Below are 15,847 nucleotides of genomic sequence, written 5' to 3'. Positions count from 1 at the left end.
GCGGGGAGAAAGATAAAGATAAAGAATAAGGAGAAAGAGGGTGGCTTGGGGCGCTTACGCCTCCACCCCTTCCAGCACCAGGTCGCCATACAGCGTGCTCACCGTCGCACGGTTGATCTTCACCTGCACCACTTCGCCCACGAGGCGGGGGTCGGCGTCGACGATGACGACGCGGTTACCCGGGGTGCGACCCGTGAAGTGGGCGCCGGTTTTGTCGGGCCCCTCCAGGAGCACGTCCTGCGTGGTGCCGACGAGTGACTGGTTGCGGCGGCCGGAGTTGGCGCGCAGCACGTCGAGCAGCTCCTGGTTGCGGCGTTCCTTCACCTCGTCGCTCAATTGGTCTTCCAACTCTTCCGCCACCGTGCCAGTGCGGATGGAGTATTTGAAGATGTAGGCCATGTCGAAGTTGCAGGCCTCGAAGAGGGCCTTGGTTTCCTGGAAATCCTCCTCGGTCTCACCCGGGAAGCCGACGATGATGTCGGTCGAAAAATACATGTCGGGGGTCACGGCGCGCAGCGCGTCGACGATTTCCTTGTAACGGGATGCCGAATACGGGCGGTTCATCGCCTTGAGGATGCGGTCGCTGCCGCTCTGCATCGGCAGGTGCACGTAGGGCATGAGCTTCGGCAGGCGGCCGTAGGCCTCGACCAGATCCTGCTTGAAACCGCGCGGGTGCGGTGAGGTGAAGCGAATGCGTTCGATGCCCTCGATGGCGTGCACCTTCTCGATGAGCTGAACAAAGGGCGAAATGCCGTCGGTGTGCGTGTAGTCGCGGCGGCCGTAGCTGGTCACGATCTGGCCAAGCAGCGTGATTTCCTTGATGCCGCGGGCGGCCAACTGACGGCACTCGGCCACGATGTCCTCCATTGGCCGGGAGCGCTCGTCGCCGCGGGTTTTGGGGACGATGCAGAAGTGGCAGGACATGTTGCAGCCCTGCTGGATCGAGACGAAGGCGCTGACCTTCTTTTCTTCCTCCAGCTCCAAATGGTCGCGGATGGTGTTCTGCGAACCGGCCTCCTCATCGATGTCGACGATGGATTTGCCGATCGGCACGCCGGCCTCGCGCGCCGCGCGCAGGTTGTCGAGGTAGTCCGGGACCTGGTGAAATTTCTGCGTGCCGACGATGAGGTCGACGTCGGGCAACTGCTCCAGAATCGAGGCGCCGCGGTTTTGCGCCATGCAGCCGAGGATCCCGAGCACGAAGTCGGGGTTCTTTTTCTTGCGGTGCGACAGGTAGGTGGCCTTGCCGAGGGCCTTTTGCTCGGCCGCGTCGCGCACGCTGCAGGTGTTGAGCAGCATGATGTCGCAGTCGTCCTCGGCCCCCACGATGCGATAGCCCCGACCGCGCAACATCGCCGCGACAGCCTCACTGTCGCGCTCGTTCATCTGGCAGCCGTAGGTTTTGATAAAGACGCGGTTCATACGCGGGAACGGGTTTGCCTAGAGGGCGACGCGATGGGGTCAAACGGGAAAGCCCCGCGCGCACCCAAGCGACGGGCACGGCGGGGCTTACACACGGCGCGGTGAATCCGGGCTATTCTCCGAGCGGCACCGTGAGCGCGAGGTCGAGGCGCTTGCCAGCGCGGCGCAATTGCGCGGTGCCGGTGAGCGGCTCCGCGGACGCGCCCGCGGGATAGTTCAACTTGAGCTCAAACTCGGCGCCGCCGGCCGGGGCGGTGGTCCAAGCCATCTCGGCCTTACCGGTGGCCCCCTTGCCGGAGACAATGCCGGGGGCGGACTCGCTCGGCACGACGCCAGCAAAGCTCCAGCCCTCCGGCAGATCGATCGACAAGCCGAGCGCCCCCGGCGTTGTGCCGTAGTCAATCGAAACCGCGAGGGTGAGTTCGCCTCCCGACGGCGCCAGTTGGCCGGGCGTGGGGACCGCGATGACGGATTCGGCGCGGGCCAGCACACCGCAACACAAGGCGAGACAGGCCGTAGCGACCAAGGAACGGATACGATTCATGAGGAGGCAGGTTTCTGAGGTTCAGGGCCAGTTAGGAGGTGGGCTCCGGTCCCGGGGCATAACCGTCTTCCGTGCCGGAAGCCGGATGGTATTCGCCGGTGCGGGTCGTGCCCGAACGGTAGTTATACAGCTCAATCACGCGCAACAATTCCGAGAGGTCGAGCTGTCCATTCTGGTCGTAGTCGGCCGAGTGGAAGACCGACAGATTGCCGGATTCGTTGTTGGTGAGATCCGGGTTGGAGGCGAAGCCGTCCTCGGTGCCGGCCTGGACCTTGTAGTGACCCGTGCGGGTGGTGCCGTTGCGGGTGTTGTAGAGCTCGATCACCCGCAAGAGTTCGGAGAGATCGAAGGCACCATCCTGATTGGAGTCGGCCGAGTGGAACGGTGCTGCCTGCTCGATGATGAGCGGGCTGGGTGTCACCACGATTTGCTGCTCGGGATTGATGCCGTCGCGGAAGAGCACCACGGCAGTGAGGGCCACCGGTTCACTCGCACTTTCCGGCACGTTCAAGGTATAGGTGAACGTGACCGGGCTGGGCGGGAGCTCCGTGTAGGCCCAACCGATCTCACCGGTGGCACCGATGCTCGGACGAACGTCGGGGCGGAACTCTCCGGAGGTGGAGGCATAACTCCAACCTTCCGGCAGCTGCACGCGCCAACCGTAGGTCGAGGCCGGACCGGTGAAGCTCACGTGGGTTTCAATCGTGACCGTGCCACCCGGCTGGAAGCCGGACCCGATGAGGTTGTGCGACGCGACCACATCCGACGCCGCCAACACCGTAACCGTGGCGGTCGCGGAGTTGGCCGAGCCGATGTCGTCGGTTACGCGCACCCAGTAGCTGGTGGTCGTGGACAAGGCCGCCGTGGTGAAGCTGGCCGCCGTCGCGTCGGCCACCGGCGAAGAGGTGTCGCCGCTGGTGCCAGTATACCATTGGTAGCTGATCGCACCGCCGGCAGAGCTGGTCGCCACCACGCTGAGGGTCGCGGTCGCACCCGACTCGACCGTGGTATCAGCCGGTCCGGTCGTGATCGCCGGACCGCTCAACACCGTGAGCGTGGCCGGCGCGGCGGAGACGGTGCCACTGCTGTCAGTGAGCTTAAGGATGTAATCGCCGGCATCGCTCGGGCTCACGCCCGTGATCTCCAGCACCGGGCTGGTTTCGCCGGTCAACTCGATCGCACCCTTGAACCACTGGTAGGCCAGGGTCGAAGAGCTGGTCGCGTAGGCCTCGATTCGAGCGGTGCCACCCTCGCCCACCGTCTGCGATTGCGGCGGCAGCAGGAGCACCGGTTCACCGATTGGCTCACGACGGTTGACGTCGAAGATCTCGGTCAACTGCAGGCCGGAGCCACCCGCAGCCGTCACGGAATAGACCCCCGGCGCGAAGGACTCGAGCACGGCGGCGTCCAACGACGCAGGATCGAGCATGGTCGCGCCCGCCGCGTCGAAGGCGGCGGTGAGATCGGTGGTGCCGCCCCAATTGTCATTGGAGAACACCGGCGTGCCGCCTTGATCCACCGCCAGCGAGGGATCCGCCACCGCCGCGGCAAAACCGAGACTTGGACCGAGCACGCGCAGGAGCAGGTCCGTCGGATCCGTGCCATTGACCGGGAAGCCCAGCTGCAGCCCGGCACCCGCACCCATGTGCGTCGCCGCGCCGAGATAGACCAAGCGCGAGGTCGCAGCCGGTCCGTCGACATCGAAGATCTCGCCAAACACCGTGCCACTGCCGACGCCGTCGATGAGCAGGGTGTAGCTGCCTGGCGGCAGGAGCGCGACCACCGCGGCATCAGCCGATCCGGTGCCGAGCGGCAGCGCGCCGACCGCGGTGCCCGCGGTGCTGACCGCGGAACCGCCGGCGGCGTCCCAATCGTCGTTGGCCATGACCTCGAAGCCGAGCTCATCGACCAGACGCAGGCGCGGGTCGGGATGGGCGCCGGAGATGCCGAAGGAACCCAGGCTCGGGCCGACGACCCGCAACAGGAGTTGCTTGTCACCGTTGCCCTCGATGCGGAATGGCAGGGCCGCCATCTCACCGTCGTTGAGGATGAAGTTAGCACTGGCGGAGCTCAGCACCCGTGCGGGCGGCGCGGCTGGGTCGACTGAAACCACAGCGGGATCGCTCAGGCTGGTGCCGTCCGGACCAGTGATCGCGACGTCATAGACGCCGGCGTCATCTTCCGTGAGTTCAGCGATGCTGAAGCTGCTGCTGGTCGCGCCGGCAATCTCCACGCCGTCCTTGCGCCATTGGTAGGTGAAGGGGCCGTCGCCACCGGCCTGCACGCTCAGCGTGAGACCGTCCCCGGCGGTGTAGATGCCGCCCGTGGGACCGGTTTGGATGTCGACCGGCTCCGGCGCGATGCGGTTGAAGGTGCCGCCGCCGAAGTCATCGGAGTAGTTCAGCGTCCAACCGTAATCGATGATGCTCACGAAGGTCTGACCATCCGGGTGGGAGAGGCCCCAGGTGCCGTTGGTGTCCGTGTCGAAGTTGAACGCGCTGAACGCGGCGGTCTCGCCGTTCCAGGTGAAGGAACCGCGCTCGATGCCGGATTGGCCGTCTTCGTCGGCTTCGTTTTCCTCGGCAAAGAGGAACTTGCCGTCGGCCATGAGCACCAGCACCGCGTCGCCGTCGACGCCGCTCTCGGGGCTCTGGTTGAGGTTCCAGGCACCGACGATCGGATTCGTCTCATCGGTCACACGTTGAAGCACGACGACTTCGTCGCCCGGGATCGTGAAGGTGAGGGTGTCACCCACCACCGCGATCGTGAGATCCTGACGACCCGTGAGGTCCGCCACGCCAACGTCACCGTTGGTGTCGACGTCGGTCGCGACGCGAAAGCCGCCATCGGCCGCCCAGGCGTAGTGACCACGTTCGTAGCCAGACTGAGCGCCGACGGTGCCCTGCGGAACCACTTCGATGTGGACGTAGCCACCGTCACGATCGAAGACGATAACGAAGTCCTCGTTGCCCGCACCGGTGGTCCAGGCGCCCACAATGGCGTCGTCGTCTTCCGGTCCTTCGAGCGGCGGTTGCGGCTCAAAGGCGGCGAGGTAGCCAGCCGGGAACTCGACCACGAAGCCTTGTTCCGGACCGCCGAAGCGGGTGCCGCCGCCGAAGACGACGCGACCATCACGCGAGATGCCGAGGCCGCCATCGAAGCTCCAGCCGCCGAGGCCGGCGCCGAGGCCCAGCACGGCCTCCTGCAGGGAGAACCAACCGTTCGAGTTGTGCACGAAGGTGCCGCCGATGTTGGTGCCGTTCTGGTAGAACGAGGCCACAACCACCGACGCATCGCCGGTCATACCGATGAGGTTGAGCGGATACATGTCGGGATCCGGCGAGCCGAGCGACTCGATGGTGCCGGTGCCGGCATGGTGCAGGTAAAGCTCACCCGAGGGGAAGGCAGTGGAGTCACCGCGCACCAAGGTGGTGAGACCATCGGCCGAGACGGCGACGGCGTCGTTCCAGACGCCACCCGGCGTGAGCGGCAACAGCTCGGTGCTGCCGCCGACCACATGGCGGAAGGCGCGCGCACCGCGCTCGACGTCGTAGTCGACCATCTGGCCAACGACCACCGAACCATCGGCCGAGAGACCGCGGCCACCGGCCACAAACACGTCCTCAAAGTCGGCACTCACCGGCTCGATGCTGGAGGTGCCCGGACCGCTGAGATCGGTCACGAAGCCGCGGAAGCTCTGGCCGGAGGTGTAATAGAATCCGCCCAGAATGTTGCCATCGTCACTGATCGAAGTCGCCGCACTGTAGCCACCGAAGTCGGCACCATCCGGCAGTCGATCGATCGCGAAGTCGGCCGTCGCGATGCGCGTGGCCACGCGCTGATTAAAGAACTGCGTGCGACTGCGGGTGGCGACAAACGCGGCATCCGGCGTGATCGCACTGGCCGTCACAAACGTGAGACCCGAATGGTCTGGCGAGAGTTCGGGGAACGCTTCCAGACCCGTGACCGAGTTCCAGTAAACGCCCGTGTCGCCCACCGAACCAGAGCCCGGTTCAGCGCCGGCAATCGAGGTGCCCACCGCGTGGATGACGCCGTCGACCAAGGTCGCGTCGCGCACCTCGGAGAGCACATCCCCGCCGGACAGATCGCCGATGCCGTAGATCGGACCCACGTTGCCGGCGAAGCTGGCGAGATAGCCGATCGGGAACTGCACCACGAAGCCCTCACGGACGCCGTTGCGCAGACCGCTGCCGAAGACGAGCGTCCCGTCGCGGGACACGCCCATGCCATTGTCGAAGTGCCAGCCGTCCAGGCTGCCGGAAAGGGCCACGATCGCCTCATCGAGCGGGAACCAGCCGTGCTGGTTGCGCACCCAAGTGCGGCCATCGGCAAAGTTTTCGTCATAGAACGCGACCACGACCACCGCGGCGTCGGCGGACATGCCGAAGATACTGTTGGGCACCCTCGTGTCGTCCGGCGTGCCGAGCGATTCGAGTGAATCGGTCGTGGCGTGATGGAGGTAAACCTCGCCGAGCGGCGCACTCGCGGAGTCGCCGGCCACCAGGGTGGTGAGGCCATCCCCACTGACTGCGATGCCGGAGTTCCAAGTGCCGCCCGTGGGCAGCGGAATGAGCGTGGAACCCTCACCCACCACGTGGCGGTAGGCGCGCTCCGGCACCGTGCCGCTCGTGTCGACCATGTCGCCGACCAACACCGAACCGTCGGCCGAGAGACCGCGGCCGCCAGCCACAAAGGCTCGGTCGAAGTCGCCGCTGATCGGACCGATCGTGGTGGTCGAGCCGGCGGCGACGTCGGTATAGAACGTGTTGTAGCCGCCGGTCGCCGTGAAGAAGAAGCCGGCCACGATGCCACCGTCGTCCGAGATAGCGACCGCGGCGCTGTAGCCACCGAAATTGTCACCGTCGGGCAACACATCGATGGCGAAGTCGGCCGTCGCGACGCGGGCAGCGAGGCGGTAGTTGCCGAGGTTGGCCCGCGTGCGGGTGGCGATGTAAGCGGCGTCGGCGGAGAGCGCGCTGCCGGTCACAAAGGCCGAGCCGGTGGAGGCTGGTTCGAGGTTCGGCACCACCGTGAGGCCCAGGTCGGAGCGCCAGTAGATGTTGGTGTCGCCCGCATCGACGGCCACTCCGGACGAGGTGCCGACCGCGTGGAGCACACCGTCAACCAGTGCCGCGTCGCGAATCTGCGAGTAGAAGGAACCACCCGGCACATCGCCGACCGCAAAGATCGGACCGTTGCCGGAACCGAGACCGGCCACCGCGAGGGTCGTCGAGCTCTCGATCGTGGCGCCGCCCGGACCCGTCACGATGACGGTGTAAACGCCGGCGTCGGCCCCCGAGAGATCCGAAAGATTGAGCACCGAGGTGGTGGCGCCCGGAATGGTTTCCCCGTCCTTTTGCCAGCTGAAGCTGAGCGGGCCTTCGCCCGTGACGAAGATGGCCAACGAGGCGCGACCGCCGTTGGCGAAATCGATTTGACCCGGCAGGCCGCCCTGCGGGAAGGCGAGTTCCGGCGCGGTCGGTGCGGAGGTGGTGGTGAGGATGGCACCCCCCTCGCCCACGACCACCATACGGCCGGCGCCGAAGGCGAGGCCCTTCAGGTTGGGCTTCACCGGGAACGCGCCGTATTGGGTCCAATCGGTCCAGTTGGTGGTGCGCAGCACGCGACCCTGGCTGCTGACGACGTAGTAAGCGTCACTGCCCTTGGCGACGTCCTGATAAGACCAGCCGAAGTTGAAGTAATCGTTCGGCACCGGAGCCTGGCGCCATTCCACGCCGTCGGCGGAGAGAAGCACCGAGCGGTTGTCGCCGGTGGCGACGAACTGGCCGTCGATCCAGCGCACCTTGAGGAGGTTCCAACCTTGACCGGTCGAAACGTCGCTCCAGTTCACGCCGTCGGTCGAGCGCAGGATGAGGCCACCGTCACCGACCACGACTGCGGCACCACCGCCGAAGGCGACGGACACGAGGTTTTGGCCGATGCCGGGGATCTGGCTGGTGGACCAGTTCACGCCATCGGTCGACTCGCGCCAGGTGCCGTTGTGGCCGACCATGTAGAAGGTGCCTTCGTGGAAGACGACGTCGCGGTTATCGATGCCGTCATCGAGGTTGGTTTCAAACCAGTTGCCGGCTTCGTCGGTGGTGAGCACGTGACCCCAACCGGCGGCGATGACCGTGCGACCGTTGCCGTGGCCGATAGCCTGCAGCCAGCTGGCGGAGTTGCTGTTGACCTGCCACCAATCGCGCCCGTCGGCGGAGGCGAAGATCACGCCGCTGGAACCGGCAGCCAGGAACTGACCATCGATCCAGGCGATGTCGTTGAACTCGTTGATCGTGTTGATCGCGCCGGTGTCGGACCAGGTCGCGCCACCGTCAATCGAGCGGCGGATCACGCCACCGGAACCGACCGCAACCGTCACGCCCCCGGCGCTGGTCACGTCGTTGAAGTTGGTCATCGGGCTGGAGTAGGTCGTCTCGAAGCGCATCCAGCTGCTGAAGTCGCTCGTGCGTTGGGCCTGAGCCGAGCCAGTGACCACCAGGATGTCACCGTCCACTACGGTGACTCCGGTCAACCAATCGTAGTTCGGCACGCGGTGCTCGGTCCAGGTCGTGCCGTCGCTGGAGGTGAGCACCACGCCGGAGCCGCCCACGATCACGAACTGACCCTGGAGGTATTTGACCGAGTTGAAGGCCTCGAACTCGAGACCGGACGGAACCGCGACCGGGCTCCAGGCGAAGCCGTCGGTGGAGCGCAGAATGAGTCCGTTGCCCACGGCGACAAACACGCCGCCGTCGCTGCTGATCGAGCGCAGTTGCTGGCTCGTGCCGGTCGAGGTGGCTTGCCAATTGGCGCCACCGTCGGTGGAAACATAGGCGCTGCCGCTGTCACCCACGGTGACAAAGCGGTCACCGCCGAAGGCCACGCCGAACAGCCAGCGATAGTTGGCGTCGCGCGCGGCGAGCGTCCAGTTGCTGCGATCGGTGGAGGTGTAGATGGCGCCGCCACCACCCACGGCCACGTAGGTCGAGCCGTTGAAGGCGAGCGCGTTGACCTGCTCTTCCGGCAGGATAGCCGTATCAATCCAGTTGATACCATCGGCCGACTCCGTGATGCGGGAGCCGGTGCCGCCGGCCACGAACTGGGTGCCGTCGTGGATGACACTGAGCAGGGTGCCGCCGCGCGGCAGCGGGTTGCGCCAGGCAAAGTTGGGCGCGGCGTCGACCCCGGCGAAGTCCGCCAGGTAGCCCGCCGGAAACTCGACCACGAAGCCGGCGCGGGTGCCGTGCTGCGCGCCGTTGCCGAAGACCAGACGCGCGTCACGCGACACGCCGAAGCCGGTCCAGAACTCCCAACCGTCGAGTGGCTCATTGAGACTTTCGACCGCCTCGCGGAGCGGGAACCAGCCGTTGGCGTTGCGGATGTAGACCTCGCCCTGGTTGGTGTCCACGTCGCGGAAGGCCAGCGAGATGACCGAGAGATCCGCGGCGGGGCTGAAGATGTTGAGCGTATACATGTTCACGCCCGGCGACCCGAGCGATTCCACCGCGCCGGTGTCGGCGTGATGCAGGTAGATCTCACCATTGGGATATTCGGCGGAGTCACCGCGCAGCACCGTGGTCACGCCATCGGCCGAAACGCCGACCGCCTGCGCCCAGGTGCCGCCCGGGAGGAGCGGCAGTTCGGTGAGGCCTACGCCGACGACGTAGCGGAAACCCCGTTGGCCGGCGTTGCCATCGTAGTCGGTCATAAATCCGACGATGACCGAACCGTCGGCCGAGATGCCGCGCCCGCCGGCGGCGATCGTTTCGTCGAAGGCCGGATTGGTCGGTTCGATGGTCACGACTTCGCCGGTGTCCACATAGGTATAGAAGCCGCGGAAGTTGCCTTGGTCGTTGCGGTAGAAACCGGTCACGACGTTGCCGTCGTCGGAGATCGATGTGCCCGAACCGTAGTCACCGAAGTCGGTGGCGCGGGAGAGCTCGTCGATGCCGAAGTCGGCCGTGCTGACGCGGGTCGGCACGCGCAACTCGCCGAGATCGGCGCGGCTGCGAGTGGAGATGTAAGCCGCGTCGGGCGTCATGGCGCTGGCCACCACAAATTGGAAGCCCTCCGAAGCGGGTTCGATATTGGGCAAGGCATACAGGCCCTCGTCGGAGCGCCAGTAGATGCCGGTATCACCAATCGCATCGAAGCCGGCCGGGATCCGCGCGACGGACGTGCCGACCGCATGGATCACCCCGTCGATGAGCACGGCGTCACGGACCTGCGCGCTGATGTCACCGCCGGCGAGATCGCCGACGTTGTGGATCGGGCCGGGCCCGGTGTCGCCGCCGATCATGGCGAGGGTGGTGGACGTGAAGAGGCTCTGCCCGTCGAAGCTGGCGATCAGGCTGTAGACGCCGGCGTCGGCCGCAGTCAGGCCGGAGAGAGTGAGCACGGGATCGGTGGCGCCGTTGAGTTCGACGCCATCCTTGCTCCACTGGTAGGTGACGCCATCGGCGCCCGCCACCGTGCCATCGAGCGTCACCGTGGTGTTGCCGGCAAATTCGGTGACCGGCGGCAGGTTGGCCGCGAAGCCGACCGGCGGCAGCAGGCGGTGGAAGGCCTGGGTGGCCGCGCCGTAGGCCCCGTAGGAGCCGGCGACCACGAGGGAGCCATCGGCCACGGTCTGCGCGTTCATGCCGCTGGCAAAGAAGGGGCGGAACTCGATGTCGGTCGCGAAGCGTGTATCCACGGAACCATCACCATTGAGCAAGGCGATGCCGGGGCTGGCGTGACCGTTGAAGCTGTCGAAGAAACCGGTGACCCAGAACTGGCCGTTGCCGGCGGGATTCACCGCTGTGACGGAACCCGCGCGGCCCGGTTCGGCGAGGAAGGTCGCGCCGAAACCGACGTTGAAGGAGGTGTCCAGCGAACCATCCGCATTCAAACGGGCGATGCCCGGGGTGTAGATCCCGTCGATGAACTGGAAGTAACCGTAGACGATCACCTTGCCGTCCGCCTGCGGCACGGCGCCCGCAAACGGCGTGTAAGCGATGTTCGCTTCCACCTGACCGGGGGCGCCATTGTTGGTCTGAGCGTCGACCACGGTCGGGTAGCTCCGGAAGGTGGACCACCACAGGAGCGGGGCGTTGAACGTGGGATCAACGGTGCCATCCGCCAGGTAACGGATGATGGTGTTGGGCAGGTATTGGGTGCCCTGGTAGTGCTCGCCCACGGTGCTGCGGGCGAGGTAGCGACCGACACTGTCGACCGCGAGCACGCGGAAGTTGCCCACGGTGACCGAGCTGATCGAACCGTCACCGTTGCGGTAGACGGCGCCGAGCGGGGGCCGGTTGCCTTCCGGACCAAAGCTTTCGTCGAGCACACCGGTCGAGGTCAGGTGGCCGAAGCCGTCACTGCCGTCGATCACGCGCTGGGCGTCGACCCCCCAGACGAGGACGGAGTTGTCGCTGAGCACCTTGGTTTCGTAGCTGCCGGGACCGATGGCGGAATCGACGGTGAAGGAGGTGTCGAGCGTGCCGTCGGCGAAGAGTTTGACCGTGTCGCGTTCGCCGGTGGCGCTATTGCTGGTGGTCGCCAGGATGCCGCCGTCGGGCGTGAGTTCGGCGAAGACCACCGCGTTGGGCAAGGTGATGCTCGGGGTGGAGAAGCCGGGGTCGACCGAACCGTCGGAGTTCATCCGCACGATGCCAGGCAGGTAGTTGCCATCGACCTTGGTGAAACCGCCGAAGGTGAGGATGTCGCCATCAGCCAAGGGCAGGAAACGGAAGGGGAAATTGATCAGCTCGAACTGCGGCCCGGAGAACCCAGTATCGTGCGTGCCGTTGGGGTTGAGGCGCACCCACCGCCAAACGGGGTTGCCGTCGAGGTTGGTGTAGGGCTCGGGCGGAACGATGACCGTGCCGTCGGCTTCCACCGCGAACCAGAAGGCTTCGGCGTCAAAGGGCGGTTGCGTGTAGTCGGGGTCGACCCCGCCATCGGCGAGGAAGCGGGTGACCGTCGCGCCGACCACAAGGAACTGATCGTTCGCGAGCAGGTGCAGCAGGCGCGGGCGGGGGTTCATGCCCGCAGTGGCTTGGCTCACGTAGGTGAACGAGGTGTCGAGACTGCCGTCGGCGTTGAGGCGCATGACCGGCGTATCGATCTCCCCACCCTGCCCGTCGGGCACCGGCAAGGGACCACCGGCGACGAGGAGTTTGCCGGCGTTGGCGCCTTGCGTCTGCAACGCGAGGCCGCGGATCTGCTGGCCGTTGGGCGATGGCGTGTAGCCGGACGGTGCCCAATCCGTGTCGTGGGTGCCGTCGTCGTTGAGGCGGGCGATGCCCGGACGCCATACCCCGTCGACTTCCCAGAAAGAGCCGCCGATGTAGATCTGACCCGTATCCGGATCGACGACCGGCGGAGCGAAGATGACCTGGTTGAGCCACACCTGGTGGAAGCTGTTGTCGAGGGAACCGTCAGCGTTGAGGCGAGCGATCCAACGGATGCCGCCGTTGGCACCGTTGTTGCCCGTCGGCACCACGATGAGTTTGCCATCGGGCTGCAGCGTCATGAACCGGGGCAGGCCGCCGAAGACCGGGGAACGGTAGGACGGGTCGAGCTCGCCGGTCGCGCTGAACTTGAAGACGCGGTAAAGCTTCTGACCGCTGAGCGAACTCTCGGTCGAAGCCACGCCGCCCACCAAGAGGCTGCCGTCGTCGAGCGGCACCACCGCCCAGGCCTCGTTCAAGGCATCGCCGGTGTTGAAGGTCGAAACCACCGCACCGTTGTCGTCGACTTTGACGATCGGACCGGTGGTGACGCCGTCGGCGCCGGAGAGGAAGCTGCCGTTGACCCAGGTGCCGTAGTAACCGCCATTGGGATCGACGGTGACGCGACCGGCCTGGCGATCACTGAAGAAGCCCGGCGAGGTGAAGGCGGGGTCGGCATACCAAGTCGAACCACCCGGGCCGAGGCGGACTTCCACCGCATTGGTCCACTGGGTTTCGCTGCTGCCGGAAATGAGCAGTTGATAGGTGCCCTCCGATTCGGCGTCGCCCGCCAAATGAAGCTCGGGACTGTTGGCGCCGAGGATGGCCTCGCCATTGCGGAACCATTGCAGGGTCACCGCATCCTGCGGATCGGTGTAACCCACGCGCAGCACCCCGGGGACTCCGGCTGCCAAGGTGGTGTTGAGCGGCGGCGCATAGACATTCACCAACGGAACCTGCGCCAGACGCTGGAAGGCATCGGGGAAGACCTGCCACGGTCCGCGGGCAAAGGTGCCGCCCACCAGCACGTTGGTGTCCCATTCGAGATCTTGCACATCGATGTTGCCGCCGTTGTAGGGGCGCAGCTCCAGCTCGGCGGAGAACCCGTTCACCGGGCTGCCGTCGGCTTCGAGCTGGATAAGTCCGCTCGCCGCGACGCCGTTGAAGGTATCGAAGTAACCGGCCACCCAAATGCGACCGTCCCCGCCGCGGTGCACGCCGGTCACTTGGCCGACGCGATCCGGCACGGCGTTGTAAGCGGCGCCGCTCCCGACACTGAAGCTGGAATCGAAGCTGCCGTCCGCATTGAGGCGGGCGAGCCCCGGACTGAATTGGCCGGCGAGTTCGGTGAAGAGACCGTAGATCAGCAGTTTGCCGTCATCCTGAATCTCGACGCCTTGGAAGGGCGAGCCGACCGCGGTCGACTCAATCTGACGCACGGCATCGACCGCTGCGTCGTAAACAAAGGGGAAGCCTGTGGAGGTGGTCCAAGCCAGCACCGGCGCAACAAAGGTGTTGTCGATCGTGCCGTTGCCGTTGAGCCGGATCAGGGTGGTATCGAGGGTCGATGCGCGCTGGCCGTAGCTGCCCGTCGTGGTGGCCACGATCAGACGTCCCTGGTCGTCCTCGGCGAGGACGTTGAAGTGCCCGATGGTGATGGTTTCGACCGTGTCATCGGGATTCCGATACACCGCACCCGGCGTCGCCAGACTGGAGGAGTCAAAGGTGTCGCTGAGCGCGCCGGTGGGGGTCAGCCGTTCCAGCAGCAGGGCGTCGTCGATGAGTCGCTGCGGATTGAGCCCCATCAGCAGCATCGAGTCGTCGCGATAGAGGTGGGCGTCGATGCCACCGAGGTTGTCGCCCAAGCCGGCGTCGAGGGTGAAGCCGGTGTCATCCGCGCCGCTGCCATCGAGGACCCGGACGGAAGATTCGAAGCTGAAGGGGTTGTAGGTGGTCGCCAGCACGCGGCCCGAGTCGGACACGCCCGCGCTGGTCACGTAGTTCGGCGCCGCAAGGTCGGCGACGGTGAAGCCGGTGTCGATGTTGCCCGCGTTGTCGAAACGCACAATGCCGGCGCGCTCCTCACCGTTCACGGTGTCGAAGTTGCCCCAGACGAGGAAACTGCCGTCGTCGTAAGTGTGGAAGTCGCCGGGGTAAACGCGCTGGGTGAACTCGGTCAGCACAAAATCCGGATCGATCTCGCCCGAGGGCAGGAACTTGGCCAGCGAAGGCCAACCCTCATCGTTGATGGTCGAGTTCAACTGCGAGGCCACGATCACGCTGCCGTCGGCCAGCGCCTCCATCCAGAAGAACTCCTGGTTAAAGTAGGGGCGCGCGTAAACTTCGGGGGCGAACTGCACGCCGTCGGCCGAGAAGCGGGCCACGCCGCCGCCGACGATCACCAGACTGTCATCGGACAGCACCTCGAGGAGACGGGGGCGGACATACATGCCGGCGTCGGCCTGCGTGGTGAGGTTGAAGGTGGAGTCGAGCGACCCGTTGTTGTTGAGGCGAATGAGCGGGCGGTTGGCGCTCGGGTCGCTGGACGACGGCACCACCATCGTGCCGCCGGCGATGATCACCTTGCCGGCATTGGCGCCCTGCGTCTGCAGACCGATGCCGCGGACCTGTTGCGGCGGACCGTCGGGGTTGAAACCGGCCGGGACAAAGGTGGTGTCGAGCGAACCGTCACCGTTGAGGCGGGCCACGCCGGGGCGGGCCTGGCCGTTCACCTCGCCGAAGATGCCGCCGATGTAAATCTTGCCACTGCCATCGACCACGGGCGGCGCAAAAATGACGCCACCACCAAGGTTGGGTTCGGTGAACCCATCGCGCGGCGAACCGTCGGCATTGAGGTGCGCGAGGATCGCAATGCCGCCATTGCCGCTGTTGCCGCTCGAGGGCACGACGAGCATGGAGTCGTCACCGAGCACGGTAATGAAGCGCGGGATGTCGCGGAAAACCGGCGATTGGAAGCTGTCGTCCAGCGAGCCGTCGGTGTTGAAACGGAAAACGCGGTAGAGCGGCAAGCCGGTCTGGTGGCTTTCAGCTCCGGCAAGACCACCCGCGATGATCTGCCCGTTGTCCTGGAAGGCCACCGCCCACACGTCGGTCAGCACGGAGCCAATGCTGAAACTATCGTCCAGCGCACCGTTGGAGTTGAGCCGCATGAGCGCGCCGAACTGCCCTACCCCGCGGACCGCGTCGATCGCCGCACCGTTTGAGAACGACACATAGAGCTGCCCGTTCGGCGCCTCGGTCACCCGATCGGCGACAACTGCCCGCTCAAACACCGGCGAGGTGAACCAGTTTTCCGGCACCCAGCGATCCGTCGCATGTGCGAGCGTCGCCGCTCCGAGCGCCAGCACCCCCGCCACCTGCCGCAAGCGGGCCGACCATACGGATCGAGGTTTCTGGACGTAACGAAACGTGCTCGGGAGATGATTTCCCGACGATAGAGTCGACGACAGGTTCATGTTGCCATCGAACCGGTTAATGAATCGACCCGCTATGGCATTTTTCAATCAGCTGTAAAAATAAGGGAAATTCCTAGCCTTAATAACCACATCCGAATAGGCCTGCTCCCCTCATGGATAGGCCGGTAAATTCCGCAATTAATTGGCAAAGAAAAAGTAAACTACGCACT

At 65.6% G+C, this 15,847-nt stretch carries 3 protein-coding genes; all 3 read right to left on the bottom strand.

The features are described 5' to 3' along the window. Positions 1-54 precede the first annotated feature (54 nt). The 3 genes from miaB to AC0MRV_RS19880 all read right to left on the bottom strand — a co-directional run bounded on the left by miaB (position 55) and on the right by AC0MRV_RS19880 (position 15,677). Complete coding sequence (miaB, locus tag AC0MRV_RS19890; RefSeq protein WP_472766267.1) at positions 55-1,422, bottom strand: tRNA (N6-isopentenyl adenosine(37)-C2)-methylthiotransferase MiaB; 1,368 nt, start codon at positions 1,420-1,422, stop codon at positions 55-57. Positions 1,423-1,534: 112 nt separating this feature from the next. Beyond that, the gene (locus AC0MRV_RS19885; RefSeq protein WP_472766266.1) at positions 1,535-1,966 is read right to left on the bottom strand and encodes a hypothetical protein; all 432 of its coding nucleotides are present in this window, start codon (positions 1,964-1,966) and stop codon (positions 1,535-1,537) included. 31 nt (positions 1,967-1,997) lie between these two features. Further along, on the bottom strand, positions 1,998-15,677 hold the full coding sequence (locus AC0MRV_RS19880; RefSeq protein ID WP_472766265.1) for a hypothetical protein: 13,680 nt from the start codon (positions 15,675-15,677) through the stop codon (positions 1,998-2,000). Positions 15,678-15,847: the final 170 nt, after the last annotated feature.

It is taken from the genome of Actomonas spartinae (genome assembly GCF_051209155.1).
In the GTDB taxonomy this organism is placed as follows: Bacteria; Verrucomicrobiota; Verrucomicrobiia; order Opitutales; family Opitutaceae; genus Actomonas.
This window is presented reverse-complemented; position numbering and strand designations above follow the sequence as displayed.